This is a genomic window from Shinella agrisoli (genome assembly GCF_046557955.1).
Classification (GTDB): domain Bacteria; phylum Pseudomonadota; class Alphaproteobacteria; order Rhizobiales; family Rhizobiaceae; genus Shinella.
The window spans coordinates 15,497-41,817 of record NZ_JBJIEP010000034.1 but is presented as its reverse complement, the minus strand read 5'-3'; the positions used below and the strand labels follow the sequence as shown (position 1 = coordinate 41,817).

The following is a 26,321-nucleotide window of genomic DNA, read 5'->3' as shown; positions in this document are numbered from 1 at the left end:
GCGGGGCATTGGGCCAGAAAAACAACGTGTCGGCAATCGTAAAATTTCCGCTTGACTTTGTCGACATGGAGACGACATTATTTTCGCAGTCGACACGAAGCCGACAAAAAGAACCGCAAGAACGGCCGAAGCCGACGGGTGGAACCGCGCTTTCCAAGCGCTCAAAAAGGGGAATGCACATGTTTTCGAATGTAATGACGTCCGCACTGCGGGCGACGGCAGCGCTCGCCCTGGCGGCGGGCCTTTCGACCACGGCAATGGCCCAGACGGCGGAAGGTTACTGGCAAGGCGTTCAGAAGAATGGCGTTCTGCGCTGCGGCGCCGCCGTTGCCCCGCCCTATGTGATGCGCGATCCGGCAAGCGGCGAATACTCGGGCTTCTTCGCCGATCTTTGCCGCGAGTTCGCCGAGGTCCTGCAGGTGAAGCCCGAATTCGTCGATACGACCTGGGACAACATCGTCGCGGGCCTTCAGGCCGGCAAATGGGACGTGTCGCTTGCGTTGAATCGCACGCCGGCCCGCGCCATGGCCGTTCAGTTCTCCATCCCGGCGATGGAGTATCAGATCTCGCTTGCCTACAACAAGGACAACCCGAAGATCCCGGCGGACGCTAAATCGGTCGCCGATGTGGATCAGGAGGGCGTCACCATGGCGGTCATGTCCGGTTCGGCGCAGGACAAGGCGATTTCTGCGGCAGCAAAAAAAGCACAAATCCTTCGCCTGCCGACCAACGACGAGACGCGCCTCGCCGTCGTTTCCCGCCGCGCCGACATTCTCGTCGATGCCTCCGACACCAACCAGCTCTTCATCCAGTCGAACCCGGACTGGGCGGTCGCGCTGAACCCGGCGCCGGCGCTGGCCAAGCAGGGCGTTGCCTTCGGCCTGCCGTACCACCTCTCGGCGGCTGATGCCGAAGTGGTCAACATCTTCCTTGAGGAGCGCGTCGCCACGGGCCATGTCGAGAACCTGATCCGCAAGGCGGTGGATGAGGTTCTGAAGGCTGCCAACTGAGCAATATCGGAGCCGCCGACCGCGGCTCCGCTTCCCTGTCTCAAGGAGGAAGTTTGGACAATGTCGGATACGGCTGCGCTGGTTAAGATCGAAGGCCTGCACAAAAGCTACGGCGGCGTGGTGAAAGTGCTGCAGGGTCTCGATATCGAGATGAAGGCGGGCGACCGCGTCGTCGTCATCGGCCCGTCCGGCGGCGGCAAGTCCACCCTCCTGCGGGTCTTGATGGGACTCGAACAGATCGACAGCGGCTCCGTCCTCTTCGGCGGCAAGCCCTATATCTCTGCCGATGGCAAGGGCAGGACGTCGATCGATGCCAGGGTCCGGCGCTCCATCGGCATGGTCTTTCAGCACTATACGCTGTTCCCGCATCTTGATGTGATGGGAAACCTGATCCTCGCGCCGATGAAGGTGAGGGGAGAGAAAAAGGCCGACGCCCGGGCGAGGGCGATGACGTTGCTGACGCGTTTCGGCCTTGCGCAGAAGGCCAATGCCTATCCCGCCCAGCTCTCCGGCGGCCAGAAGCAGCGCGTGGCGATTGCCCGCGCCTTGATGCTCGATCCCAAACTCATGCTGTTCGACGAGGTGACCTCGGCGCTCGACCCGGAACTTGTGGCCGAGGTCGAGCAGGTGATCCTGCAGCTGGCCCAGCAGCAGATGCCGATGGTCATCGTGACGCACGACATGTGGTTCGCAAAGAACATCGCGTCCCGGGTGATTTTCTGCGCGGGCGGTGTGGTCGTCGAGGACGGCCCACCGGAGCAGGTGCTCGGCTCGCCGAAGGAGGAACGCACGCGCGAGTTCATCGAACGGGTTTTCCACATCAAGCACTGAGGAGCCGGACATGAACTATAGCTTCGATTTCGGTTCCGTCTTCCGCAATTTCGGACCGCTGTGGGATGGCCTCGTCGTCACGATCCAGCTCACCATCGCCGCCAACGCCATCGGTCTGACGCTCGGCTTCGTGCTGGCGCTGCTTGTCATGAGCCGCTGGGCGGCGATCCGCCTGCCGGCGACGCTCTTCATCGAATTCTTCCGCTGCACGCCGGCGATCATCCAGATCGTCTGGTTCTTCTATTGCGTGCCCATGCTGTTCGACGTGTTCCTCGGCTCGATCACGATGGGCATTCTGGCGCTCGGCCTCAATCTCGCGGCCTTCAACGCGGAAGCCTACCGGGCCGCGATCCAGGCCGTGCCGCGCGAGCAGCTCGATGCCGGTGTGGCGCTCGGCCTCAATCCGCTCCAGAGAGTTCTGTATATCGTTTTACCGACGGCGGTCCGCAACTCGGTCCCGGTCTTGCTGACCAATGGCATCGGCATCTTCCAGCAGAGCGCGCTGGTTGCCATCGTCGCCGTCCAGGACCTGATGTATCAGGGCAAGACGCTGGCCACGCAGACCTATCGTCCGATCGAGACCTTCACCATCGTCGCGCTCATCTACTTCGCCGTGTCATTCCCGGTCTCCCAGATCGTCGGCTATCTCGAACGCCGTCGCGAAACCATGGCAAGCTGAGGAGAGGCATGATGACCTTCGACTTCGCGATCGTGCTGAGGTTCCAGGACGCTCTCCTTCTCGGCCTGTGGACGACACTCAGGTTGACCCTGGTCTGCATCGCGCTCGGCTGCGTCCTCGGTTTCGTGCTGGCGCTTGCCCGCACCTCCAAGAGCGCCGTCCTGCGGGGCGTCTCCAGCGTCTATGTGGAGTTCTTCCGCGGCACACCGGTGCTGGTGCAGCTGTTCTGGATCTTCTTTTGCCTGCCCCTGATCCTCGGCGTCGAGCTCTCCAACATGACGTCGGGCGTGATCGCGCTGACGCTCTACATGGGCGCGATCAGCAGCGAGACGTTCCGGGCCTCGCTGAAATCGGTCGGCCGCGAGCAGTTGGATGCCTGCGTGGCACTGGGGCTCTCGCCCTTCGCGCGCACGACCAGCGTCGTCCTTCCGCAGGCCGTGCTGCGTGCCGCGCCGACGCTGCTGTCCAACTGCGTCAGCCTCTTCAAGGAGAGCGCGCTCGTCTCGGCCGTCGGCATGGCGGACCTCATGTTCGTCGGCCAGAACATCTCCAACAACACGGCCCGGCCCGTCGAGGTGCTGACCGTCGTCGCTCTCATCTACTTCGTCATCGCCTTCCCGCTGACGCGCGCCGTCACGGTCATCGAAAGCCGAATTCTCAAGAAACTTGCTATCTAGGAGACTCCCATGAAACTGTCAGGCGTCATGCCCGCCCTCGTCACCCCTTTCGATGCCGGCGGCAGGGTCGATTTCAAGGCGTTTGAAAAGCTGCTCGTCCATCTCCGCGAGGCCGGCGTCACCGGCTGGGTGCCGAACGGCTCGACCGGAGAGTACTTCAGCCAATCGACGGAGGAGCGCCGCGACGTTCTCCAGTTCGTAAAGGAGTTTGCAAGGCCCGGCGAAATCCTGATCGCCGGCACCAATGCCCCGGCTACGCGCGAGGTCGTCGAACAGACGGCCATGGCGAAGGAGATCGGTTACGACACGGTCCTGCTCGCGCCGCCCTTCTATACCCGCCCGACGCAGCAGGAACTGATCAGGCACTATGAAACCGTGCTCGCCGCGGTCGACGTCAATCTCGTGCTTTATAGCTATCCCGCCAAGGACGGCTCGGACATCGGCTTCGAGCTGATGGACCACTTTGCGGATGATCCGCGCGTCATCGGCATCAAGGAAAGCTCCGGCGTGCTGCAGCGCGCGGTCGATATCGCCAGCCGCTACGAGGGCAGGATCCAGCTCGTGTCGGGATCCGACGACATCGCGCTCGACTTCATGTTCTGGGGTGCGGAAAGCTGGATCTGCGGGCCGGCGAACTGCATGGCCAAGGCCTGCTGCGATCTCGACCGGGCCTACAGGTCGGGCGATCTCGGCAAGGCCCGCGAGATGATGAAGACCCTCTACAGGGCGATGAACATCCTCGAATCCGGCAAGTTCGTCCAGAAGATCAAATATGGCTGCGAATTGCAGGGCCTGCCGGTCGGCGAATGCCGCGCACCGCTCGGCCCCCTGACGGAGGCGGAGAAGGCCGAGTTCCGCGCCGCCATGGAGCCGATCCTCAACCGGTAATCCGGCACGGCCGGGCGGATGGGCCGCCCGGCCGGCCTCTCAAGCCCGACGGAAAGAGACGAGCATGACCACCGTGGTTGTCGGCGCAGGGATCATCGGCACGGCCATCGCCTATGAACTGCAAAAGCGCGGCCGGCAGGTCGTCCTCCTCGACAAGGACGGCGTCGGGCGCGGCGCGTCCTACGGCAACATGGCCTCGATCGCGGTCACGGAGTTCATGCCGGCCTCGCGGCCGTCGATCTGGCGGCAGATTCCCGGCTGGATGCTCGATCCCGAAGGGCCGGTGCGTGTGCGTCCCGGCTACATGCCGAAGCTCGTTCCGTGGTTCGTGCGCTTCGTCGCGGCCTCCCGTCCGGGCAAGCTGCGCCGGCTGGAGGCCGAGGGCGCCGTTCTGTGCAAGCGCGTCTATGACGATCTGCTGCCTCTGCTGCGGGAGACCGGGCTGGAAGGCGAGCTGACGCAAGAGGGCTGCCTTTCGCTCTATAGCAACGAGGCGGAGTTCCGCGCCGACCGCGAGCATATCGAACTGCTCGAGCGCTTCGACTTTCCGCACCGCCGGCTGACGGGCGCGGAGGCGCGGGAGCTGGAGCCGGAACTGTCGGGCGCCATCGGTTTTGCCGTGCTCTTTCCGCAGAACCGGAGCCTGCGTGATCCGTTCCGACTGGTGACCGGCCTTGCCGAGCGCTTCACCGCGCTCGGCGGCGAAATCCGGCACGGCGCGGCGGCGGGCTTCGACCGGTCCGGCCGCGTCAGCGCCGTGCAGCTCGCCGAAGGCGGTTCCATCGCCGCCGACGAGGTGGTGATATCGGCAGGCGCCCATAGCGGCCTGCTCTCGAAAATGCTGGGAGAACCGATGCCGCTCGAAACCGAGCGCGGCTACCACACCCAGATCATGTCGCCGGGCATTTCCATGCGCCATTCGATCATCTGGCCCGCCCGGGCCTTCATGGTCACGCCGACCGCCGGCGGCATCCGCGTCGGCGGCACGGTGGAGATGGCGGGCCTCGACGCGGCGCCCGACTATCGCCGCGCGAAGATCACCGTGCGGCGGGCGCAGACCGCCCTGCCGAACCTGCGCTGCGAGGATTTCTCCGAATGGATGGGCCATCGCCCGGCCTTTCCCGATACCGTGCCGGTCATGTCGGCCTCGGCGAAGGTGCCGGGCGTCTTCTACGCCACCGGACACGGCCATCTGGGCGTCACCTATGCCGCCACGACCGCGCGCCTGATGGGCGACCTGATCACCGGGCGGACGCCGCCCGTCGATATGCGCCCCTATCGTGTCGACCGCTTCTGAAACACATGTGAGGACACCATGCAGAACAAGCTTTTCATCGATGGTGAGTGGGTCGCCCCGGCCGACGGAGCCATGCTCCCTGTGATCGATCCGGCAACCGAGGAGGTCTTCCACCACATCGCCGCCGCCGGCGCGGCGGAGGCGGAACTGGCCGTGAGGGCCGCCCGCGAAGCCTTCGACAACGGGCCTTGGCCCCGCCTTTCGGGCAAGGAGCGCGCGAAATACCTCCGCGCCATGGCGCAGGGCATCCGCGACCGCCTGCCCGAGCTGGCGCGCCTGGAAACCCGCGACAACGGCAAGCCGCTCGCCGAATCCGAATGGGACCTGACGGATGCCGCCGGCTGCTTCGATTTCTACGCCGGGCTCGCCGAGGAGCTGGACGGCGAGGTGGAGGAGGTGAAGCTGGCCGATGCGCGCTTCGTCTCCAGGGCCGTGCGCGAACCGCTCGGCGTCGCCGTCGCCATCGTTCCCTGGAACTATCCGCTGCCCATGGCATCCTGGAAGGTCGCGCCGGCGCTTGCGGCCGGCTGCACCATGATCCTCAAGCCCGCCGAGACCACCTCGCTGACGGCGCTGGAGCTCGGCGTCATCGCCGGGGCGGCCGGCCTTCCGAAGGGCGTGCTGAACATCCTCTCCGGCAAGGGCTCCGTCGTCGGCCAGGCGCTGGTCGACCATCCGGCGGTCGACAAGGTCGCCTTCACCGGCTCCGGCCCGGTCGGCTCGCGCATCATGGCGGCGGGTGCGAAGGACATCAAGCGCATCAGCCTCGAACTCGGCGGCAAGTCGCCCTTCGTCGTCTTCGCCGACAGCGATATCGACAAGGCCGTCGAATGGATCATGTTCGGCATCTTCTGGAACCAGGGCCAGGTCTGCTCCGCCACCTCGCGGGTGCTGGTGGAGGCCCCGCTCTATCCGAAGCTGCTGGAACGGCTGGTCGAGGAAGCGAGGAAGATCACGATCGGCAACGGCCTCGATGCGGGCACGCTGCTCGGCCCGCTGGTCAACAGGGGCCAGTACGAGGATGTCCTGCGCCATATCGACCGCGCCGTGGAGCAGGGGGCGAGCCTCGCCTGCGGCGGGCGATATGACGGCTTCGGCAAGGGCTACTGGGTCGCCCCGACGATCCTGACCGACATGGCGCTCGACAGCGATGCCTGGACGGAGGAGATCTTCGGCCCGGTCGTCTGCATCCGTCCCTTCGAGACGGAGGAGGAGGCGATCCGGCTTGCCAACGATTCCCGCTTCGGCCTCGCCGCCGCGGTCATGTCGGCGGACGACGGGCGCTGCGAGCGCGTCGCTGCCGCCTTCCGCGCCGGTATCGTCTGGATCAACTGCTCGCAGCCGACCTTCACCGAGGCGCCCTGGGGCGGCTACAAGCAGTCCGGCATCGGCCGCGAGCTCGGCCGCTGGGGGCTCGACAACTATCTGGAGACCAAGCAGATCACCCGTCTCGTCAGCGAGGAGCCCTGGGGATGGTATCTGAAATGACTTTCGACAAGGCGCTCGATATCCTGCTCGTCCATTGCCAGGGCGAAAGCGGCAATGTCCTTGTCGGTGGCGCGCCCGAAATCCCGGGCGCGACCATCCTCGACAAGATGAAGCACCTCAACGATGTGGACCCGTCCCTGCGCCTGTTCCTGACGCGCGAGCCGCGGGCGCAGGTCGTCCACACGACCAACCTCGTTCTGCCGCCGACCCGGCCGGACGCCGATGCCGCCTTCATCGTGCTGCAGCCGGATCGCGCCCATCCGATGTCGGGCTCCAACTGCATCTGCGTGGTGACGGCGCTGCTGGAAACCGGCCGCATCGCCATGATCGAGCCGGAAACGGTGGTCCGGCTGGATACGGCGGCCGGACTGATCGTCGCCCGCGCACGCTGCGGGAACGGCCGATGCCTGTCTGTCAGCCTCGACAATGTCCCGGCCTTCGTCCATGCGCTCGATGTCGCGATCGACACGCCGAAATGGGGCCGGATCGCCGGGGACATCGCCTTCGGCGGTGTCTTCTATGCGCAGATCGACGTGGACCGGGTGGGGCTGCGGATCGCGCCGGAGCACGCCCGCGCACTCGCGGAGGCCGGAACCGAGATCAAGGCTTTGTTGGCGGAGCAGGTCGCGGTGGAGCACCCGGAAATCCCCGCCCTCGACGAAATCGCCTATGTGATGTTCCGCGACCATCAGCCCGACGGATCGGTCATCACCTGCACGACACTGAAGCCTGGCCGGGTGGATCGCTCGCCCTGCGGCACGGGTTCCTCGGCCAATCTCGCGATCCTGCACGCGCGGGGACAGGCGAAGGCCGGCGACAGGCGCATTTCGCGCAGCATCATCGGCGGCACCTTCACGGCTGAGATTCTCGGCGAGACCACGGTCGCGGGCCGCCCCGCCGTCCTGCCGCGCATCACCGGCCAGGCCTATGTCTTCGGCCGCCAGCAATTGCGGCTCGATCCGCAGGATCCCTTCATGCAGGGCTTTGCCCTGTCGGACACCTGGGGTCCGCAGGTGGGGGAACTATGAGGCTTTCCGGGCAATCCATCCTCGTGACGGGCGCGACGGGTGCCATCGGGCAGGCGATCTGCCGCGCCCTTTCGGCGGACGGAGCGAATGTCATCGCCCACTATGGCCGTAATCGCGATGCCGCCGAGGTGCTTGTGAAGACGCTCGATGGAAGGGCCCGGTGCGTATCGGCCGACCTTTCGGATCCGGCCGGGCCGCAGGCCCTGTGGGATCAGGCGCTCTCTGCCGCCGGCCGGCTGACAGGCCTCGTCAACAATGCCGGCATCCGCTCCGAGGTCGCGGTCGACGCGCCGATGGAGGAATGGCAACGGGTCTGGGCGCGCGAGATGCGGGTCAATTTCCTGTCGGCGGCCGACCTGTCGAAGCTCGCCATCCAGCATTTCCGCGCCCATGGCGGCGGGCGGATCGTCAACATGGCGAGCCGCGCCGGCCAGCGCGGCTACACCTCCGGCGCCATGGCCTATGGCGCGTCGAAAGCCGCCCTGATCAACCTCACCAAATCCATCGCGCAGAGCCATGGGCATGAGGGCGTCACCGCGGTGGCGCTGGCGCCCGGCTGGGTGCGCACCGAAATGGCCGAAGCCTATATCGCCGAACATGGCGAGGCCGCGGCCCTGGCCGGCATCCCCATCGCCCGGATGGCCGATCCGCAGGAAATCGGCGAGATCACCGCCTTTGCCTTCCGTCCCTCGCAGGCCTCGCTCAACGGCGCGGTGCTGGACGTGAACGGCGGCAGCTACCTGAGGTAATCCCATGCGTTTCAAGGATAAAGTCGTCATCGTAACCGGCGCTGCCGGCGGTATCGGCGGCGCGATCAGCACCCGCTTCGCCGCCGAAGGGGCGCGTGTCGTCGTCACCGACATGAACGGCGAAGGCGCAGAAGCGACCGCCGCGCAGATCTCTTCCGAAGGGAGGCAGGCGCGCGCGTTCGCCAGCGACATATCGACGGCCGAAGGCTGCCGCGCCATCATCGAGAACGTCATCACCACGGAAGGTCGCATCGACGTGCTCTGCAACAATGCCGGCATCAACCGGCGCGGCAACCTGCTGTCGCTGACGCCGGAGGACTGGCGGGCGAGCTTCGCGGTCAACGTCGATGCGATGTTCCACCTCTGCCAGGCGGCGCTGCCCCACATGATCGCGGCGGGCGGCGGCGCCATCGTCAACACCGCCTCGCAATGGGGCCTGCATCCGGCGCCCAACCACATCGCCTACAACGTCACGAAGGCGGCGGTGGCGAGCTTCACGCAGAACCTTGCCCGCGACTACGCGCCCGACAAGATCCGCGTGAACGCCGTCTGCCCCGGCGAGATCCACACGCCGATGCTCGAAGCCGGGGTGAAGCGTTCCGGGCGCACCATCGCCGACCTCGACAAGCTTGTGCCTTTCGGCCGCATCGGCAGGCCGGAGGAGGTCTCCGCTCTCGTCGCCTTCCTGGCATCGGACGAAGCCGCGTTTATGTGCGGTTCGCTGGTGGAGATCACGGGCGCGCAGGCGGTTGCCTGACCGACCACGATTGCAACGAGGCTTCATCAATAAGGCGGGTGCACTACGCCCGGTGTGACCTCGATTGCGTGGCTTGCCTGCGCGCAGGAGCCCGTCCGCTTGAGGGATTGCCGGCCGCGTCTTTAGAACTTCGCCGTCAGCGAGGCATAGAATGTCCGGCCGGGTCCGGGCTGCTGGACGAGCCCGAGCGGGTCGACATAGTAGCGGTCGAACAGGTTCTCGACGCGGAAGCTCGCCGTGAAGTTCTCGTTGATCTTGTAGTCGGCGAAGACGTCGACGAGCGTATAGGGCTTCCAGTTGATGGCGCTGATGAACTGGCTGAGGCCCTGTGCGGTCACCTGGCCATGGCCGATCGCGCGCGGCCCGGCATGGGAAACGCGCCCGCCCACCGTCAGCCGGTCGTCGAGGAACGTTTGCGAGAGCGTGAGGTCGACGGAATATTCCGGCGGCACGTGATTGGTCGCGTAGTCGCCATACATCGTCTTGTCTTCGCATATTCCGTTCAGCTGGCAGAACTCGACGTTCAGATAGTAGCTCGCGCCGAGCTGGGCGGTGAAGCCGCCGTTCTCGTAGCGTGCGGAAAGCTCCAGCCCCGAGAAGCGCGCGCGGTCGATGTTGTAGACCTGCATGCCGTACCAGGTATAGCCGTTGCCCGGAAACGCGCGGAAGGCGCGGGCGACATAGTCGTCGATGTTCCAGTTGAAGTAGCCGAGCTTGACCATGGCGACGTCGCCTTCGGTGAAAAGCCCGTCGTGGCGCAGATTGGCGCCGATCTCCCAGTTGCTCGCCCGCTCCGGCCCCAGGGCGGGGTTCGGGATGATGGTGAAGGCCGAGACCGATTCGAAGAGCGAGGGGAAGCGCAGCGCATTGGAATAGTTCGCGTAGAGCTGGAACCCGTCGATCGGCTCGAGCGTGAGGCCGACGGACGGGCTGAAGCCGCCCTCTTGCCGGTTTGGCTTGGAATTCAGCTGGTCCGGGCTGTTGGCGACGGTGCGGCGGTCCTTGGACCAGTAGTGGGAATAGCGAATCCCGCCGTTGAGCGTCAGCCAGTCGACGGGCGTATACGCCGCCTTGACGAAGCTCGCGGCCTCTTCCCGGCGCGCATCGCGCAGATTGAGCCAGCCCTCGATGATGTCCGTATAGGCGCTCGGCTTCGTGTCCTCGCTCCGGTAGGAAAGCCCGTAGGTGAGGTCCAGCGTGCCGTAGTCGAAGGTCAGGGCGCTCTTGTTCGTCACCTCCGCGCCCCACATCAGCGTGTCGGAGCCGGGCCGGAAGTCGCTCGGCAGGCCCAATGTCTCCGGGCGCACGCCATAGGCGTTGCGTGCCGGGTTGCGCAGCTCGAGGCTGGTCACCCAGAGGTTCGCGGTGAGATCGATCAGGTCGTTTTCGTCGGGATCCCAGCGGTAGCGGAAGGTGCCGGTGTCGAGCTTGGTCCCCGACGTCTGCTTCTGCTGCGTGGCGCGCGACACGTCGCTGCCGAGCGCCGAGGCCAGCAGGTCGCCCGCCTCGCTGCGGAACCCGGTATAGCCGAGGCGGATGCTGTGGCCGTCGCCGAAGCGGACCGTTCCCTTCGCCAGGAAGGACTTGGTCTCCAGCTGCGTGTTCAGGACCTCCTCGCCGGCGCGGTAGTTGGCAAGCCCGCCATTCTCCACGTAGTCCTTGTAGTCGAAGGCCGGAACGCATGTGCCGCTGACATAGCAATAGGGCCGCGGCCCGAGATAGACCGGCTCGGCGGAGGGGCCGTGCTCGCCGGCATGGTAGTTGCCCTGCTTGCGATAGGCATAGCCGACGAGAAGATCGACGACCTCGTCCCGCATGGCCGCGACGATGCTGCCGGAGCCGCGCGTCGGCTTGAGCAGGTTCGGGCGGTCCATGCCGCTGTCGCCGGCGGAGACGATCGGGTAGCCGCCGAGCGTGTTCTGCATGCTGTATCCGGCGACGGAACCGGGCACGGGCTTGCTGGTGTTGCCGCCGAAGCCGCCCTTCACCCGCACGCCGAACCGCTTTCCGTCCTCCACGATGTCGGCGGCGTCGAGCGTGCGCATGGCGACGGTGCCGGCAATGCCGCTCGAACCGGCGTCGGAGCCCTTGGTGATGTCGATCCCGGCGATCAGGTCGGGATCGACATAGGTGCGGTTCGAGATCCCCTGGTAGCCCTGGTAGATCTGGAGGGAGTTCTCCGCCCCGTCCACGGTCGTCGCGACACGTCCCATGCCCTGCATGCCGCGGATGTTGACGTCGATCGATCCGGCCCCGTTGCGGGCCTCGCCCGACAGCACGCCCGGCGTTCCGCGGAACATGTCCGCAGGGCTCGAGCCCCTGAAATGCTCGATCTGCTCTTCGGAGATGTAGTCGACCGGAGCCGCCGCCTCGTAGGGCGAATAGACGGAGCTCCCGCCCTCGCTCCGGCTGACGACGATGGGCTCGAGGACCGTCGAGCCGTCGGCGACGCCGCCGGTTGCCGCCGACGGCTGCTCGATCGTCGCGCGGTTCGACCCGGCGAGGCGGTAGGTGAGGCCCGTGCCGGCCAGTATCCGGTCGAGGGCGGCCTGCGAGGTGAGGTTGCCGGCAACGCCGGGGCTGCGCAGGTTCCGCGTGACGGAACTGCTGTAGAGCAGCTGCATGCCGCTTGCCGCGCCGAAGCGGGCAAGGACGGTATCGAGGGGGCCTGCCGAGATGGAATAGTCCGCCGCCTCCTGCGCGCGGGCGGGCGGTGCGGCAAGCATGAGCGCCAGCGTGGCCGCCGATATGGACAGCGCGACGCCCCTTCGCCGATACCCGTCACCGCGTTCATGTCTATCGAAGGTGAGAAAACCCATTCCATGTCCCCATTCACAGTCGCCGCGCCCAACACGCGGCCTCTAGTGATAAGAACGATGGGAAATCGCGAACCCGAATCTCCCGCCGGTAAATTCGGGAATTTTTCTCAGACGAGCAGGACGATGCCGCCGATGAGCCCGACGGGCCGGAGTTTCAGCGTGTCTTCGATATGCGCCAGGATCTCTTCCGGCCGGTCGAGGTGGAAGATCCCCGACACCCGGTAGGAGCCGACCGACCGGCGGGCGAGCATGACCTTGCCGCGGCGGTGGCGGTTGATGTCGGAGATGACGTCGCCCAGCGGCCGGTCCTTGAAGATCAGGAGGCCCTTGCGCCAGGCGGCGGCGGTCTCGATGTCGGCGGCGACCTTCTCGCCGAGCCCGCGCGGCGAATAGCTGATCGCCTCGCCCCCGGCCAGGTCCGCCGTTCCCAGACAGTCGACGCTGACCTCGCCGCGCAGGCATTCCACCGCGACGCTGTCCGCCCCATGCGTCACGGACAGGGCGGCGCCGGCGGTCTTCGAGCGGCCGCCGCCGGCCTCCACGACGAAGGGTCTCGGATCGTCTCCGCTCGCCTCGAAAACCGCCGCTCCTGCCGCAAGCCGGAGCTGCCGCGTCCCGGTCGAATAGTCGAGCGAAAGGACCGAGCCGCCGTCGAGCAGCGCCACCGATCCGTCCGGAAGGTGGAACGTCCGCTGCTCGCCGACCGCGGTCGCATAGTCCGCGAGCATCGACGAAAGCGTCGGCAGGAAACCGAGCTCCGACATCACGACCGCCCCGCCGGCAAGGCCGGCCGCCACGCCGCCGAGCGCAAGGAACGAGCGCCGCGTGACGGAGGGCCTGCGCTCCCGGCCGAGCGCCGGGCCGAGGTCCCGCCACAGCCGCGCGGCTTCCTGGAAGGCACGCTCGTGATCGGGGCTGCGCGCGCGCCAGGCGATGAGCGCATCGGCGTCACCGGTCGTCGCCGTACCCGACGTGATACGGACGATCCAGGCCGTTGCATCTCGCTTGAGAGCGTCGAAATCGTCGTCCAATAGGTGTTCCTCTTTCCCGACGAGCCTTCCCGGCGGACGCCCGTGCATCCGCGTTCCACTATCTCATCAACGATTGAAAACCGAAAAGCCGAAGTGTCAGGCCGGATTTATTTGCTGTAGCCGCTTGCTGCAATAGTCGAGCGCCTTGCGGATCTCCAGCTCGACCGTTCGCACGGAGACCCCGAGCTCGGCGGCGATGTCGACATGCCGACGCTCGCAAAGCCGCGCCTCGACAAGGATCTTGCGCTGGCGCTCGGGAAGCTCCTCCATGATGCGCATCAGAAGGCGCACCTGGTCGCGGTGCTTGACCACCTGCTCGGGATCGGGGCGCTCGTCCGCCACCGTCAGCAGATCCGCCACCTCGCCGGAGGTCAGCAGGCGTTTTCGTCCGCGAAGATGGTCGAGGGCAAGCGTCTGGGCGATCCGGTTGAGATAGGGCACGGGCGCGGCGAGCGCGGCGGCGCTGTTGCGGGCAAGCTTGATCCAGGTCTCCTGCGCAAGGTCCTCGGCGTCCTGGCGCGATCCGGTCTTTCGTTCGAGATAACGCCTGATGCGGGAGCGGTTGCGCAGAAAAGCTGTAACGATCTCGTCATCGTAACTTGCCATGCCTCACGTCCATCTTCCGCCGGCCCCTCACGCTCCATAGGCCTCGCGGCGGCGTCTTACAATAGTTGATTGCCAAACTCACCTTTTGATTTCGCATTGTGCGGCCGCATGGCCTTGCCCCCGGCGGGTTAGATGTGTGATGCGGCGGTCAGGCTTCCTCGGGTGCTTTTGCGGGACGCGTCGTGCGGTAGATGTCCTCCAAGCTCATCATGCTCGATAAATCCACGCTCATCGGGGCCGCATGACCGAAGGCGCCGCGTGTCAGGCAGGTCTTCGCGGCGGCGGCGGCGGCGGCCGTCAGGATCGCCGCGGGCGCGCGGCCCTCCAGCAGCCCGACGAGGACGTTGGCGATATAGGTGTCGCCGGCCCCCAGCGTGTCGATGGCCTCCACAGGCTGGGCGGGCGCCTCGAACACCCCGGGCTCTCCGGCCAGGAGCGCGCCTTCGACGCCGCGGGTGACGAGGCTCCAGCGCGCGCCTTCTGCCCGCGCGCGCAGCGCCAGCGCCAGCGCCTCCTCGCGCGGTACGCCCCCGGCCGACAGGGAGATGAGGAAGCAATGCGGGGCCACCTGGGCGATGCGCCCGTGGTCGTGGACGGTCGCAAGATCGTAGGAGACCTTCGACGCCGCGGCGAAGTGCGGCAGCCACGCATCGACATGGCTCGACCGGCCGGTGTGGAGGGCATCGAAATCCGGCAGTCGCGCGAAGTCCGACCGCGAGGGCGCGATAATCGACACGCCGAGATTGGCTCCGACGAACACCCGGTCGCCGCCCGGCGTCTCGATGACGCAATAGGCGGTCTGGCCCGGCTCGATGCGCAGCGACGTGACGTCGACGCCTTCCTCGATCAGGGCCCGGCGGATGAGGCGGCCGGCGTCGTCGTCGCAGACAGCGCCCGCATAGGCCGTCTCGGCCCCCGCGCGGCGGGCAAAAACGGCGTGGTTCAGGCAGTTCCCGCCGGGAAACATCAGGTTCTCATCGCGGTAGCAATCGACCACATTGTCACCGAAGGCGAGGATTCTGGCGGGGCGCGGCATCTGGACAAGCTCTCCTGAGAAGGAAGTGAGAACGTTCTCTCAATTACAGGGCCGCGTCGCGAAAGGCAAACGATTTCCGTCGGCAAGGCCGTTCGGGTCCGGATCTGCGCGGGAAAAACGGGCGATCAGAGCCGGGCGACGGAGCCGCGCTCGATCAGCTCGGCGGGCATCAGCACCGTGCGCGGGGGATAGTCCTCGCCGCGGATGCGCTCGAGCAGCATGCGGGCCGCGGCCTCGCCCATGGCGAGGCGCGGCTGCGCGACCGTGGTGATGCCGGGGCGATGGAAGCTCATCCAGTCGAGGTCGTCGAAGCAGATGAGGGAGAGGTCCTGCGGGATGGAGAGCTTCAGCTCGGTGAGCGCCCGCATGGCGCCTTCGGACATGGTGCCGTCGGTGGTGAAGAGCGCCGTCGGCGGGTCGGGCGCCGTCATCAGCCGGGGGACGACCGCCTGTGCGGCGAGGGCGGAATAGCTGCCGGCCCGCAGCGCGAGGCGCGGATCGACGGGCAGGCCCTCGATCCGGTGCGCGCGGATATAGCCGAGAAGGCGCTGCCAGCTCGGATAGAGCGTCTCGCTCTCGATCGGATCGCCGGTGACGGCGCGCGCGAGGAACGCGTCCAGCCCGCCGCTCTCCTCGTCGACGAGCTCCGCCACGATGCCGATCCGGCGATGCCCCGCCGCGATGAGGTGGCGCACGGCCTGTTCGGCGGCGGCGATGTTGTCGGTCGCCACGCGGTCGACCATCAGGCCGGCAACGGCGCGGTCGATCAGGACGAGCGGCACGCCCATGGCCCTGAGATTGTGCAGGTGCCGCGCCTTGCGCGTGTCGCTCGGCGTGACGATCAGCCCGTCCACCTGCTTTTGCGCCAGGAGCTCGACCGAGTGGACCTCCTTCGGCTGGGCCTCGTCGCTGTTGGTGATGAGCAGGCCGAAGCCGTTGGCCTCCGCGACGTTGGAGATGCCGCGCAGCACCGAGGCGTAGAAGGGGTTCTGGATGTCGCCGGCGACGACGCCGAGCGTGCGCGTCTTGCCGGTGATGAGGCTGCGGGCGAGCGCGTTGGGCCGATAGCCGAGATCCCGGGCGGCCTTGAGGACCTGCTCCTTCTTCTCGTCGCTGGTATAGCCATAGCCGCCGAGCACGCGCCCCGCGGTCGCCGTGGAAACGCCTGCCGCGCGCGCTACATCCGCGATCGTCGCCTTGCTTTTCGGAGCCACCTGACACTTCCCTCTCACATTTCGGGCCTGCCGAATGAGAATTTCATCATGCGGATTGCGCAGAAAACGACGGCCTTTTTTCAGGTGTTACCAGATCGATAGCGGTTTTCAACGCTTTTGCCGCATAAATCCCTTCAAGAGGGTGCTTGACGGACGGGCAATCTCCGTGTCTCATATGTGAGAACGTTCTCGCCACGAAATGCAAGGGGAACCAGAGAACGCCAATCGCGGCCCCGCCGGGGCCGCCACGACAAGGAGGTTGTCATGTTCAAGTCCATTCTGGCCGGTTGCATCCTGAGCGCGGTGCTGGCGATGCCCGCGCTTGCCGACGTCATCCCGGCCCTGCACGATGCCCTGCCGCAGGAATACAAGGACAACGGCATCAAGGCCGCGGTCTTCAACGACTGGGCGCCCGACGAATTCCTCGATTCCGACGGGCAGCTGAAGGGCTGGAGCGTCGACATCGCCAAGGAGATGGAAAAGCGCCTCGGCGTGCCCTTCACCTTCGAGGGGACGAGCTTCGATGCCATCATCCCCGGCCTTCAGTCCAAGCGCTTCGATGCGGGCTTCTCGTCCTTCGGCACCACCGCGGAACGCCTGAAGACGCTCGATTTCGTCTCCCAGCGCAAGATCGGCACCTCCTTCGCCTATCCGGCCGACAGCACGCTCGACATCAAGACCGCGACGGATGCCTGCGGCCTCACGGTCGCGGTGCTGAACGGCTCGTGGGACCTCGGGCTCGTCGAGAAGCTGAACGCCAACGAATGCAAGGACAACCCGCTGACGGTGCAGACGCACGGCACGCAGGCCCAGGCCGAGCTTGCCGTGCGCTCGAAGCGCGCCCAGGCGACCGTCGCCGGCTCCGTCAAGCTCGCCCACATGGCCAAGCAGACCGGGGACCTGAAGGTATCCGAACTGGTCCTCTCCCCCGTCAACAGCTGCATCGGCGTGCGCAAGGGCGATCCGCTCGGCAAGGTCATGACGGATGCGATTCAGTCGATGATCGACGACGGCACCTATGAGAAGATCATGGCCAAGTGGGGTCTCGACGATTCCGGGATGCTGACCAAGGCGCTCCTGATCACGGAAGAAAATCCGGCTGACCTCTAGGACCGTTCCCCGGCCCGGGACCTTCTCCGGGCCGGGGCGCAGGCTTGCGACCGGCACAGGAAACGACGATGCCCGAAGAACCGCCACACCGCCCCTCGATCCACGACGTCAAGCCCATCGCGGTGCCGAAGATCGGCCACTGGATCGGCGGCGCGGTTCTCGCCGTCCTCGCGGTCGTCTTCCTGCAGGTGCTCGTCACCAACAAGAACATGCAGTGGAGCGTCGTCGCCGAGTACATGTTCAGCCCGGCCATCCTGTCGGGCCTCGGCATGACGCTGCTCCTGACCTTCCTCGCCATGGTGCTCGGCCTTGCGATCGGCATCCTGCTCGCCATCATGCGCCTGTCGGCGAGCCGGGTCTTCCAGGCCGTCAGCTGGGGATGGATCTGGTTCTTCCGCGGCGTGCCGCCGCTCGTCCAGATGATCTTCTGGTACAACCTGGCGCTTCTCCTGCCCGAGATCTCCATCGGCATTCCCTTCGACGGGCCGAAGCTCTTCTCCTGGAACACCAACCAGCTCATCACCCCGTTCAGCGCCGCCATCATGGGCCTTGCCTTCACCGAGAGCGCCTATGCGGCCGAAATGATCCGCGCCGGCATCCAGGCCGTCAATGTCGGCCAGACGGAGGCGGCCGCCACGCTCGGCATGACGCGCGGCCAGACGCTGCGCCGCATCGTGCTGCCGCAGGCGCTGCGCATCGTCATCCCGCCCATCGGCAACGACACGATCTCGATGCTGAAATTCACCTCGCTCGTGTCCGTGCTGGCGCTGCCCGACCTGCTCTATTCCGCCCAGATGGTCTATGCCCGCACCTACCAGACGGTGCCGCTGCTGCTCGTCGCGACCATCTGGTACCTCGTGCTCACCACGGTGCTGACGGTGATCGAGCATGCCGTCGAGCACCGGCTGAAATCCGAACACCGCGCCGGCGCGAAGAAGGCGGGCGGGCTCTTCCCGTTCCGGCTCTTCGCGCGCCAGCAGGAGGCCCTGTGATGAACGACCGGACGACCGCCGAGCCGCTGCTGAAGGTGGAGCGCCTGCGCAAGAGCTTCGGCACCCATGAGGTGCTGCGTGGCATCGACGTCTCGGTGATGCGCGGCGACGTGACCTGCATCGTCGGCCCCTCCGGCTCGGGCAAGAGCACGCTGCTGCGCTGCCTCAACTATCTCGAAAAGCCGACCGGCGGCGCGATCTTCCTGCGCGGCGAGCCCGTCGGCGTGCGCTGGAAGGGCGACCGGCTCTACGAGATGAGCTTCAACGAGCTCGCCCGCCAGCGCCAGCGCATGGGCATGGTCTTCCAGGGCTTCCATCTCTTCCCGCACAAGACGGTGCTGGAAAACGTCATCGAGGCGCCGGTGCTCGTCAAGCGCGTGCCGCGCGCCGCGGCGGTCGAGGAGGCGATGGTGCTTCTGGAGCGCGTCGGCATGAAGGAGCGCGCGGACTATTACCCGGCGCAGCTTTCCGGCGGCCAGCAGCAGCGCGCGGCCATCGCCCGCTCGCTGGCGATGAAGCCGGACGTCATGCTGTTCGACGAGCCGACCTCGGCGCTCGACCCGGAGCTCGTCGGCGAGGTGCTCGCCGTGATGCGCCAGCTTGCCGACGACGGCATGACCATGGTCGTCGTCACGCACGAGATGGGCTTTGCGCGCGACGTCGCCGACCACCTGATCTTCATGGACGGCGGCGTGATCGTCGAAGAGGGGCGGCCGGTCGACGTGCTGACGCGCCCGCAGCACGACCGCACCCGGGCCTTCCTGGCGCGGGTGCTGGCCGAGGCGTGAGACGTCAGCCGAGCCGCTGCGACAGCGCGGCGGCGGTGAAGAGGTCGAGATGCGCGCCGCCGTTGTTCTTGAACACGGTGATCTCTCCGGCGCCGGTGCGGCCTTCGCGCCGGCCCTGGACGAGCTCGAAGAGGTCGGCCTTCACGGCATCCCAGGTGATCGCGCCGGACGCGACGGCCTGCGAGAGGTCGCCGCCGCCTTCCATGTTGTTGCGGCTGTCGACGAAGATCGTGCCGCGCGAAAGCGCCGCGTCGTCCGCCTCCCGGAGCGTCGGCAGGTAGGCGCCGACGAGGTCGAGATGGGCGCCCGGCCGCAGGAGCGCGCCCTTGACCAGCGCCTTGTCCGACATGGTCACGCAGGACACCACGTCGGCGCGCGCGACCGCGCCGTCGAGATCGGTGCCGGCCGTGGCGTCGATGCCCTTTTCGCGCAGCTGCGCGGCGACCGCCTCGGCGCGCGGCCCGGTGCGGTTCCAGATCGTCACCCGGCGGAGCGAGGGCCGGGCCGCAAGATGCGCCTCGGCGAAATGCGGGGCGAGCGCGCCGGCCCCGACGATCAGCAGGTTCTCCACGTCTTCCCTTGCGAGGAGGGCGGCGCCGAGCGCGGAATCGGCGGCGGTCTTGCGCGCCGTCATGGCCGCGCCGTCGGCAGCGAGCAGCGGCGCGCCGGTCGCCCCGTCGAAGAGCGCCACCAGCCCTTGGACGGCCGGCTGCGGCGGCTCGAGGGCCGCGTTCCCCGGAAAGACGCCGACCATCTTCACGACGACCGGCCCGCCGGGCGCCCAGCCGGGCAGGGTGACGAACTGGCCCTCGCCGCCGGCCGGGTCGGATTGCACGACGACGTCCGAGGCGGGCATGGCCCCGAGATGCGCCTTGCGCAGCGCCTCGATCAGGAAGGGCCAGTCAAGCGCCGCGTGGACGGCGGCCGCGTCGAGAACATGCATTGTCGAACCTTTCAGGTCTTGATCGTGTAGGTGACCAGATGGCTTGGGGTGACGAGCTGCGAGAGGGCGAGGGGGCATCCCTCGCCGTCGGTGACGATCTTCTCGATGCGGTAGACCGGCTGGGCGGCGGTCACCGCGAGGATGCCGCGCTCGCCGGCCGAGGCGAGGCCGACGTCGATCTGCCGCTCCGCATGGGCCGGCACGATGCCCGCCCTGTCGCGCAGCGCCGTGAAGAAGGAGCCGCCCGCCGCCACCGGCTCGACGACCTGCGGAAAGCGCGCCGCGTCGAACCAGAGCGTCTCCAGCGTCATCGGCCGGCCGTCGTCCTCCAGCAGGCGGTCGAAGCGGATCAGGGCTTTCGCCTGGAGGCGCTCGCGGATGGCGGGCGCGTCGGGATTGTCGTCCCGGGCGAGGACGCGGTGGCCGGCCTTTCGCCCGAGGCCGTCCATGGTCTCGGAAAAGCCGGAGAGCGAGACGAGCGTCTGCCGCACCTTTCCCGGCATGACCACGGTGCCGCGGCCCTGCTGGCGTTGCAGGCGGCCGTCGGCGCAAAGCTCGCCGATGGCGCGCCGGAGCGTGATCCGGCTGACGCCGTAGAGCGCCATCAGCTCGGGTTCGGCCGGCAGGAAGCTGCCTTCGGCGAACTGGCCGGCTTCGATGCCGGCCAGGATCGCGCGCCGGACCTGTTCATAGAGCGGCAAGAGGTGTGCTTGGTCGTCCATCCACCCTTCCAGGCCCGGTCAGTAGGCTATCTTCTTCATGTAGCGCCGCGCTTCCAGCATCTCGTGCTTGCGCAGGTCGGCGATCTTATAGGCGAAACGCCAGAGCGTGTCGAAGAAGATCAGCGGCACGACATTGCCGCGGAAGCGCGGGTCGATGCCGGTCAGGTCGAGCTTTTCGGCATCGAGGACCAGGATGTTCTCGGCCGAGCCGAAGCGGTGCAGGAACTCGTCGGCGCGCTCTTCGAGCGGGCGCGTGCTGTCGAGGCCCTTCATGAGGATGAAGGCGCGGTCCTTGTCCAGCACCTCGAAGGGGCCGTGGAAGAACTCGTTGGCATGGATCGCCTGGCTGTTGATCCACTGCATCTCCATCAGCACGCAGATGGCGAAGGAATAGGCCGCGCCGTAGCTCGCGCCGCTGGCGACCGTGTAGATCACGTCTTCCCCGGCAAAGCGCGGGGCATAGTCCTCGAACGTCGGCGCGAAGGCCGCCTGGGCGCGGTCGATGGCCGGCTGGAGCGCCCGGAGGCTTTCGATCAGCGCTTCCGTCAGGTCCTCGCCGCCGGTGAGCGCGACGAGGCCCATGACGATCTGGTAGATCCGCGAATAGTTGCTGTCCTTCGCATCGATCGGCACGCCGGTCGTATAGGGCGCCTCGAAGCCGACGACATGGTCGACCGCCTTGGCGAGCGGGGAGGCGGGCTCGACCGTGAGGCCGATGGTCGTCGCGCCCTTCGCGCGGGCGAATTCGGCGGCGGCGGCGGTTTCCTTCGTGGTGCCCGTCATGGAGCAGAGGATGACCAGCGAGCTGCCGTCGAGCGCGCGGGGCGCGCGGGCGACGAACTCGGCGGCGTTGTAGACGTCCGACGGCAGCGGCGAATGCTGGTCTAGCAGGAACTTGGCCGGATGCATGATCGACAGCGAGCCGCCGCAGGCGACGAAGAAGACATGCTTCACCGATTTCGCGTCGAGGGCGGAGAGTGCCGCGGCGACGCCGGCGTCAAAGGCGGAGGGGAGGGGCATGGGCGTACCTTTCTATATGACGTCATAATACGTATTATAATTTTTCCTGCCGCGTCAAGCGGGGTTGACACCTGTCGTGAAATTTTGCGAACGTTCTCACATCGAGCGTTGAAGCGCATGCCGAAGGTAACCAGAACGTGACCCAGACTTACGACACCGTGGTCGTCGGCGGCGGCATCATCGCCGCGGCGGCCGGGCAGCACCTGACGGCGGCGGGCTACCGCACGCTGCTCGTCGAGCGCGACGACTACGGCGCGGGCACCTCCAGCAGGACGTCGCGGCTGCAGCATTGCGGGCTCGGCTATCTCTCGGCGGCCAGCGGATCCGTCGCCGCCTTTCTCGCCCGGCCGAAAAGCGCGGTCGAATGCTTCAGCCTCATGCGCCGCGCCATGCAGGGGCGGGCGGAGTTCGTGCGCACCGCGCCCGAGCGGGTCAGGCCCGTCACCTTCATCGTCCCGCTGACGCCGGAGAACGCCATTCCCCGCTGGAAGGCGCGGCTCGCCTTCCGGCTGATGGCGGCGAGCGACGGCGGCCGGGTGCCGCTCGACCTGCGCATCCTGTCCGCCGCCGAGGCGCGGGCGCATCCGGCGCTGAAGGGCATGGCCGGGCTCGACGGCATCCGCGGCGCGGTGACCTTCACGGAATACCAGTACCGCTGGCCCGAGCGCATCGTCGTCGACACGGTGATGAAGGCGCGCGCGATCGGCATGGAGGCGCTGAACCATACGGAAGTGACGGCGCTCGCGCGCGAGGGCGACCTGTGGCGGGTGACGCTGACGGCGGCCGAGCGATCGCGCGACGTGCTGGCGCGCGCGGTGGTCAATTGCGCGGGCGTCTGGGTCGACGAGGTCACCGCGCTCGCAGGCGCGCCGCATATCCGCAAGAACATTGGCGAGAAGGGCACGAACATCGTCCTGCGCCTGCCGGAGAACCTGCGCGGCATCGGCTTCGAGACCGTCACCGCCGCCGGCGCGCCCTTCTACCTGATCCCGTGGGGCGATCTGCACTATGTCGGCCCGTGGGATTCCGCCTCGGACGGCGGGCCGGAAGGTTTCCGGGCGAACGAGGCGGAGATCGCCGCAATCCTCGACCAGCTCGGGCGGCTCTTTCCCGGCCTCTCTCCGCGCCGCGAGGACGTGCTCTATTCCTGGGCCGGCGTGCGGCCGCGCAGCCTTGCAGCCGACGGCAGGGGCTCGGCGCCGGCGGTGCGGGAGCACGACCTCACGGGCGAGGGGCTGCCGAACGTCTTCACCTTCACCGGCGGCTTGCTGATGACCCACCGCGAGGCCGGGCGGCGGCTCACGCGGGCGGTCTCCCGCCGGCTGAAGCCGTCCGGGCCGCCGCGCCCGCTCGATCCCGCCGCCCCGTCCCTCGACGGCCTCGACCGCGTCACCGAAGCCTCCGTCGCCCATGCGGTGCTGCACGAGCAGGCCCGCACGCTCTCGGACATCCTGCGCCGCCGCCTGTCCGTCGGCTGGGAGCCGGACCTCGGCCTTCGCCACGCGCAGACCGCCGCGCGCCTGGCCGCCCCGCATCTCGGCTGGACGCCGGAGGAGACGGCGGCCGAGGTCGCCGCCTTCGTCGCGGAAACCGCCCGCGAATTCGGCCTGCGGCCGCAAACGGGCTGAGGCGGAAAGGCGGTGCCGAACGTGCGAAGTGAAGTGAGAGCGTTCTCATATAAAATGACGAAATTGTCCTGAAAAGGCCGCGAAGGCGGCAACGAGCGGAGGAACTGCAATGGCACTCGACGAGCGCAACATCAGCGTGATGAACTTCCATTATGTCCGGCACACGATGGACCGTTTCCTGGCCGACGTGTGCGACACCGGGGTCTCGCGCATCGAGCTCTGGGCGGCCGCCCCGCATTTCTACATCGGCGACAGGACGCTGGCCGAGGCACGGGCGCTCGGACGAAAGGTGCGCGGCATGGGCCTCGACATCGTCGCCTTCACGCCCGAACAGTGCATCTACCCCGTCAACATCTCGGCGAAGGAGCGGGAACTGCGCGACCGGTCCGTGCGCTATTTCCTGGAATCGATGGAGTTCGCCGTCGAATGCGACGCGCCGGCCCTGCTGGTGACGGCCGGCGGCGGCTACCGCGACGAGCCGGCCGCCGAGGCGCTGGAGCGCTGCGTCGATTCCATGGGCATCCTCTGCGACCGCGCGGCAAGGCTCGGCGTCGATCTCTGGATGGAGTCGCTGCCCGATTCCTTCGCCAACATCGTCCGTTCGGCCAAGGAGATCCGCGCCCTGATGGACACGCTCGCAAGCCCCGCGCTGCACGCGGTCTACGATGTCGCGGGCGCCGTGATGACGAAGGAGCGGCCGGAGGACTACTTCACCCATCTCGCCGGCCGGATCGCCCACGTGCATTTCACCGACGCGGATGCCGGCGGCAGCCATCTCGCCTGGGGCGAGGGCATCGTCGACCTCGACGGGCTTGTCGCCTATCTGCGCAGCCAGGACTACGAGGGGTCGCTGACGGTCGAGCTGACCAACTGGAAATACAATGTCGATCCCACCCCGCCCCTGAGGCAATGCGTCGAGGCGATGCGCAAGGCCCTCGGCCCGGCATAGGGAGGGGGAGATGGACGAACGGACGCCACCCGGCAAGCGGGAGAGGACCGACCCGCTGCTGCGGCCGCTGCAGGTCGGCCGGCTCACCCTGCGCAACCGCATCATGAGCACCAGCCACGAGACCGCCCTCGACGAGGGCGGCCATCCGCTCGAGGCCTACCAGCGCTATCACGAGGAGAAGGCGAAGGGCGGCCTCGCGCTGACGATGTTCGGCGGCTCGGCCCGCATCTCCGCCGATACGAGCTGGGGCGGCACGCAGCTCGACGTGTCGAGCGATGCGGTCGTTCCGGCGTTCCGGGCCTTTTCCGAACGCATCCACCGCCATGGCGCGGCGGTGATGTGCCAGATCTCTCATGTCGGCCGGCGGGCGAACGCCACGGTCGGCGCCTGGCTTCCGGCGCTCGGCCCCTCCCATTCCCGCGAGGACTACAACCGCGCCTTCGCCCATGAGATGGACCGCCACGACATCGCCCGCATCGTGCGCGAATTCGGTGCGGCGGCCCGGCGGGCGAAGGAGGGCGGGCTCGACGGCATCGAGACCATGACCGGCGGCCACCTCATCGGGCAGTTCCTGTCGCCGCTCGTCAACCGCCGCGGCGACGCCTTCGGCGGTCCGCTGGAAAACCGCATGCGCTTCCTGCGCATGGTCCATGAGGAGATCCGCGCGGCGGTCGGTGCGGGATACCCGCTCGGCATCCGCTACACGATCGACGAGGACCATGCGGACGGCCTGAGCTTCGCCGAGGCGGTCGCGGTCGCCAACGTTTTGGAGCGCGAGGGGCTGGTCGATTTCTTCAACTGCATCTTCGGCCGCTTCGATACCCGCCTCAACCTCCTCGTCTACAACATCCCCGACATGACGGCCCCCTCCGCGCCCTGGCTGCGCCAGGTCGGCGCGTTCAAGGCGGAAACCGGCCTGCCGGTGTTCCATGCCGCCAAGATCGCGGACATCGCCACGGCGCGCTACGCGGTCGAGGCGGGGCTCGTCGACATGGTCGGCATGACGCGGGCGCACATGGCCGATCCGCAGATCGTCAACAAGCTGCGCGCGGGCCGGGAAGCGGAGATCCGGCCCTGCGTCGGCGCCTCGCACTGTCTCTACCGCCCGGTGCACTGCATCCACAATCCGGCGACCGGACGCGAGACCTGGCTGCCGCAGGTGATCGAGCGCTCGCCGCAGGCGGGGCGGCGGGCGGTCGTCGTCGGCGGCGGGCCGGCGGGGCTGGAGGCCGCGCGGGTGCTGGCCGAGCGGGGGCACCGCGTCGTGCTGCTGGAGGCGGCCGACCGGCTCGGCGGCCAGCTCGTCCTCGCCGCGAAGGCGCGTCTTCGGCGCGATCTCGCCGGCATCGTCGACTGGCGCGTTTCAGAGCTGGAGCGGCTCGGCGTGGAGGTCCGGCTCAACGCCTATGCCGAGGCGGCGGACGTCCTGGCCGAGGCGCCCGACCTCGTGCTCCTGGCGACCGGCGGCATTCCGGATTTCGGTCCCGTCGCGGGGAGCGGGCTCTGTCTCAGCGTCTTCGACGCGCTCGGCAACCCGGCGCAGGTCGCGGACGACGTGCTGGTCTATGACGCGACCGGCCGTCATCCCGCGCCCTCGCTCGCCGCCGAGATCGCCGCGGCGGGCAAGGCCGTGACCTTCGTCGCCCGCGATCCCTCCGTGGCGCCGGAGATGGAGCATCATTCGGGCATCACTTACCGCAAGGCGCTCGCGGCGCACGATGTGACGGTTCTGCTGGAACACGAGCTGGTGTCGGTCACCGCGCGGGACGGGCGGCGCGAGGCGGTGCTGCGCCACCTGCTGACGGGCCGGGAACGGCGCTCAAGCCATGCGCAGGTCATTATCGAGCACGGCACGATCCCGGTGAGCGACCTCTTCGACGACCTGCGGCCCCTCTCGGTGAACGACGGCGTGACGGAGATCGAAACCCTCGTTGGCCCCGCAGCGCTGCGCGCCCGGCCGGCCGGCGGTTTCGAGCTGCACCGGATCGGCGATGCGGTGAGCAGCCGCTCCGTCCACGCGGCCATGCTGGATGCGCTGCGGCTGGGCGTGCAGTTCTGA

General features: G+C 67.5%; 24 protein-coding genes. 16 read left to right on the top strand and 8 right to left on the bottom strand.

Annotated elements, in window-relative coordinates:
- Positions 1-179: 179 nt before the first annotated feature.
- The 10 genes from ACIIOY_RS24740 to ACIIOY_RS24695 all read left to right on the top strand — a co-directional run bounded on the left by ACIIOY_RS24740 (position 180) and on the right by ACIIOY_RS24695 (position 9,404).
- Positions 180-1,010, top strand: coding sequence for a substrate-binding periplasmic protein (locus ACIIOY_RS24740; RefSeq protein WP_411037346.1), 831 nt, complete (start codon positions 180-182; stop codon positions 1,008-1,010).
- 60 nt (positions 1,011-1,070) lie between these two features.
- Complete coding sequence (locus tag ACIIOY_RS24735) at positions 1,071-1,841, top strand: amino acid ABC transporter ATP-binding protein (protein ID WP_411037344.1); 771 nt, start codon at positions 1,071-1,073, stop codon at positions 1,839-1,841.
- Between the two features lie 10 nt (positions 1,842-1,851).
- A complete protein-coding gene (locus ACIIOY_RS24730; protein ID WP_411037343.1) occupies positions 1,852-2,520 on the top strand; it encodes an amino acid ABC transporter permease in 669 nt (222 codons plus the stop codon).
- Positions 2,521-2,528: 8 nt separating this feature from the next.
- On the top strand, positions 2,529-3,197 hold the full coding sequence (locus ACIIOY_RS24725; protein ID WP_411037342.1) for an amino acid ABC transporter permease: 669 nt from the start codon (positions 2,529-2,531) through the stop codon (positions 3,195-3,197).
- Between the two features lie 9 nt (positions 3,198-3,206).
- A complete protein-coding gene (locus ACIIOY_RS24720; protein ID WP_411037341.1) occupies positions 3,207-4,085 on the top strand; it encodes a dihydrodipicolinate synthase family protein in 879 nt (292 codons plus the stop codon).
- A 64-nt stretch (positions 4,086-4,149) separates the two neighbouring features.
- The gene (locus ACIIOY_RS24715; RefSeq protein ID WP_411037340.1) at positions 4,150-5,382 is read left to right on the top strand and encodes an NAD(P)/FAD-dependent oxidoreductase; all 1,233 of its coding nucleotides are present in this window, start codon (positions 4,150-4,152) and stop codon (positions 5,380-5,382) included.
- An 18-nt stretch (positions 5,383-5,400) separates the two neighbouring features.
- Positions 5,401-6,870, top strand: a complete 1,470-nt coding sequence (locus ACIIOY_RS24710) for an aldehyde dehydrogenase family protein (protein WP_411037339.1) — start codon at positions 5,401-5,403, stop codon at positions 6,868-6,870.
- Entirely contained in the window at positions 6,867-7,898 is a 1,032-nt protein-coding gene (locus ACIIOY_RS24705; protein WP_411037338.1) for a proline racemase family protein, read from the top strand. The genes ACIIOY_RS24710 and ACIIOY_RS24705 overlap by 4 nt, the downstream gene beginning before the upstream one ends.
- Positions 7,895-8,647, top strand: coding sequence for an SDR family NAD(P)-dependent oxidoreductase (locus ACIIOY_RS24700; RefSeq protein ID WP_411037337.1), 753 nt, complete (start codon positions 7,895-7,897; stop codon positions 8,645-8,647). Before ACIIOY_RS24705 ends, ACIIOY_RS24700 begins: the two co-directional genes overlap by 4 nt.
- A gap of 4 nt (positions 8,648-8,651) precedes the next feature.
- Complete coding sequence (locus ACIIOY_RS24695; RefSeq protein WP_411037336.1) at positions 8,652-9,404, top strand: SDR family NAD(P)-dependent oxidoreductase; 753 nt, start codon at positions 8,652-8,654, stop codon at positions 9,402-9,404.
- A gap of 122 nt (positions 9,405-9,526) precedes the next feature.
- Here the strand turns inward: ACIIOY_RS24695 and ACIIOY_RS24690 are convergent, their stop codons facing one another.
- The 5 genes from ACIIOY_RS24690 to ACIIOY_RS24670 form a co-directional block, all read right to left on the bottom strand.
- Positions 9,527-12,223, bottom strand: coding sequence for a TonB-dependent receptor (locus ACIIOY_RS24690; protein WP_411037335.1), 2,697 nt, complete (start codon positions 12,221-12,223; stop codon positions 9,527-9,529).
- Positions 12,224-12,330: 107 nt separating this feature from the next.
- A complete protein-coding gene (locus ACIIOY_RS24685) occupies positions 12,331-13,254 on the bottom strand; it encodes a FecR family protein (protein WP_411037334.1) in 924 nt (307 codons plus the stop codon).
- Positions 13,255-13,350: 96 nt separating this feature from the next.
- Positions 13,351-13,860, bottom strand: coding sequence for an RNA polymerase sigma factor (locus ACIIOY_RS24680; protein ID WP_411037333.1), 510 nt, complete (start codon positions 13,858-13,860; stop codon positions 13,351-13,353).
- A gap of 148 nt (positions 13,861-14,008) precedes the next feature.
- Positions 14,009-14,896 (bottom strand): PfkB family carbohydrate kinase, encoded by an 888-nt coding sequence (locus tag ACIIOY_RS24675; RefSeq protein WP_411037332.1) that lies wholly within the window; start codon positions 14,894-14,896, stop codon positions 14,009-14,011.
- Positions 14,897-15,021: 125 nt separating this feature from the next.
- Entirely contained in the window at positions 15,022-16,110 is a 1,089-nt protein-coding gene (locus tag ACIIOY_RS24670; RefSeq protein ID WP_411037331.1) for a LacI family DNA-binding transcriptional regulator, read from the bottom strand.
- Between the two features lie 264 nt (positions 16,111-16,374).
- Here ACIIOY_RS24670 and ACIIOY_RS24665 point away from each other — a divergent pair, with 264 nt between their 5' ends.
- From ACIIOY_RS24665 to ACIIOY_RS24655, 3 genes are all read left to right on the top strand, one after another.
- Positions 16,375-17,220 (top strand): ABC transporter substrate-binding protein, encoded by an 846-nt coding sequence (locus tag ACIIOY_RS24665; protein WP_411037330.1) that lies wholly within the window; start codon positions 16,375-16,377, stop codon positions 17,218-17,220.
- 68 nt (positions 17,221-17,288) lie between these two features.
- On the top strand, positions 17,289-18,212 hold the full coding sequence (locus tag ACIIOY_RS24660) for an amino acid ABC transporter permease (RefSeq protein ID WP_411037329.1): 924 nt from the start codon (positions 17,289-17,291) through the stop codon (positions 18,210-18,212).
- Positions 18,212-19,000 carry an amino acid ABC transporter ATP-binding protein gene (locus ACIIOY_RS24655; protein ID WP_411037328.1) on the top strand — a complete coding sequence of 263 codons (789 nt, stop codon included), beginning with the start codon at positions 18,212-18,214 and terminating at the stop codon, positions 18,998-19,000. The genes ACIIOY_RS24660 and ACIIOY_RS24655 overlap by 1 nt, the downstream gene beginning before the upstream one ends.
- 4 nt (positions 19,001-19,004) lie before the next feature.
- Here the strand turns inward: ACIIOY_RS24655 and ACIIOY_RS24650 are convergent, their stop codons facing one another.
- The 3 genes from ACIIOY_RS24650 to ACIIOY_RS24640 are packed head-to-tail and all read right to left on the bottom strand — an operon-like array spanning position 19,005 to position 21,685.
- Positions 19,005-19,943, bottom strand: coding sequence for an ornithine cyclodeaminase (locus ACIIOY_RS24650; protein WP_411037327.1), 939 nt, complete (start codon positions 19,941-19,943; stop codon positions 19,005-19,007).
- Positions 19,944-19,954: 11 nt separating this feature from the next.
- On the bottom strand, positions 19,955-20,665 hold the full coding sequence (locus ACIIOY_RS24645; RefSeq protein ID WP_411037326.1) for a GntR family transcriptional regulator: 711 nt from the start codon (positions 20,663-20,665) through the stop codon (positions 19,955-19,957).
- 18 nt (positions 20,666-20,683) lie between these two features.
- Complete coding sequence (locus ACIIOY_RS24640) at positions 20,684-21,685, bottom strand: SIS domain-containing protein (protein WP_411037325.1); 1,002 nt, start codon at positions 21,683-21,685, stop codon at positions 20,684-20,686.
- A gap of 137 nt (positions 21,686-21,822) precedes the next feature.
- On the opposite strand from ACIIOY_RS24640, the gene ACIIOY_RS24635 reads away from it, so the two are divergent.
- From ACIIOY_RS24635 to ACIIOY_RS24625, 3 genes are all read left to right on the top strand, one after another.
- Positions 21,823-23,313: an FAD-dependent oxidoreductase gene (locus ACIIOY_RS24635; protein WP_411037324.1), complete on the top strand. Its 1,491-nt coding sequence runs from the start codon at positions 21,823-21,825 to the stop codon at positions 23,311-23,313.
- Positions 23,314-23,422: 109 nt separating this feature from the next.
- On the top strand, positions 23,423-24,262 hold the full coding sequence (locus ACIIOY_RS24630) for a sugar phosphate isomerase/epimerase family protein (RefSeq protein ID WP_411037323.1): 840 nt from the start codon (positions 23,423-23,425) through the stop codon (positions 24,260-24,262).
- 10 nt (positions 24,263-24,272) lie between these two features.
- Entirely contained in the window at positions 24,273-26,321 is a 2,049-nt protein-coding gene (locus tag ACIIOY_RS24625; protein WP_411037322.1) for an oxidoreductase, read from the top strand.

Coding starts and splice junctions, on each gene's coding strand:
- ACIIOY_RS24740 (WP_411037346.1), top strand. CDS start 180: ATGTTTTCGAATGTAATGACGTCCGCACTGCGGGCGACGGCAGCGCTC.
- ACIIOY_RS24735 (WP_411037344.1), top strand. CDS start 1,071: ATGTCGGATACGGCTGCGCTGGTTAAGATCGAAGGCCTGCACAAAAGC.
- ACIIOY_RS24730 (WP_411037343.1), top strand. CDS start 1,852: ATGAACTATAGCTTCGATTTCGGTTCCGTCTTCCGCAATTTCGGACCG.
- ACIIOY_RS24725 (WP_411037342.1), top strand. CDS start 2,529: ATGATGACCTTCGACTTCGCGATCGTGCTGAGGTTCCAGGACGCTCTC.
- ACIIOY_RS24720 (WP_411037341.1), top strand. CDS start 3,207: ATGAAACTGTCAGGCGTCATGCCCGCCCTCGTCACCCCTTTCGATGCC.
- ACIIOY_RS24715 (WP_411037340.1), top strand. CDS start 4,150: ATGACCACCGTGGTTGTCGGCGCAGGGATCATCGGCACGGCCATCGCC.
- ACIIOY_RS24710 (WP_411037339.1), top strand. CDS start 5,401: ATGCAGAACAAGCTTTTCATCGATGGTGAGTGGGTCGCCCCGGCCGAC.
- ACIIOY_RS24705 (WP_411037338.1), top strand. CDS start 6,867: ATGACTTTCGACAAGGCGCTCGATATCCTGCTCGTCCATTGCCAGGGC.
- ACIIOY_RS24700 (WP_411037337.1), top strand. CDS start 7,895: ATGAGGCTTTCCGGGCAATCCATCCTCGTGACGGGCGCGACGGGTGCC.
- ACIIOY_RS24695 (WP_411037336.1), top strand. CDS start 8,652: ATGCGTTTCAAGGATAAAGTCGTCATCGTAACCGGCGCTGCCGGCGGT.
- ACIIOY_RS24690 (WP_411037335.1), bottom strand. CDS start 12,223: ATGGGTTTTCTCACCTTCGATAGACATGAACGCGGTGACGGGTATCGG.
- ACIIOY_RS24680 (WP_411037333.1), bottom strand. CDS start 13,860: ATGGCAAGTTACGATGACGAGATCGTTACAGCTTTTCTGCGCAACCGC.
- ACIIOY_RS24675 (WP_411037332.1), bottom strand. CDS start 14,896: ATGCCGCGCCCCGCCAGAATCCTCGCCTTCGGTGACAATGTGGTCGAT.
- ACIIOY_RS24665 (WP_411037330.1), top strand. CDS start 16,375: ATGTTCAAGTCCATTCTGGCCGGTTGCATCCTGAGCGCGGTGCTGGCG.
- ACIIOY_RS24660 (WP_411037329.1), top strand. CDS start 17,289: ATGCCCGAAGAACCGCCACACCGCCCCTCGATCCACGACGTCAAGCCC.
- ACIIOY_RS24655 (WP_411037328.1), top strand. CDS start 18,212: ATGAACGACCGGACGACCGCCGAGCCGCTGCTGAAGGTGGAGCGCCTG.
- ACIIOY_RS24650 (WP_411037327.1), bottom strand. CDS start 19,943: ATGCATGTTCTCGACGCGGCCGCCGTCCACGCGGCGCTTGACTGGCCC.
- ACIIOY_RS24645 (WP_411037326.1), bottom strand. CDS start 20,665: ATGGACGACCAAGCACACCTCTTGCCGCTCTATGAACAGGTCCGGCGC.
- ACIIOY_RS24640 (WP_411037325.1), bottom strand. CDS start 21,685: ATGCCCCTCCCCTCCGCCTTTGACGCCGGCGTCGCCGCGGCACTCTCC.
- ACIIOY_RS24630 (WP_411037323.1), top strand. CDS start 23,423: ATGGCACTCGACGAGCGCAACATCAGCGTGATGAACTTCCATTATGTC.
- ACIIOY_RS24625 (WP_411037322.1), top strand. CDS start 24,273: ATGGACGAACGGACGCCACCCGGCAAGCGGGAGAGGACCGACCCGCTG.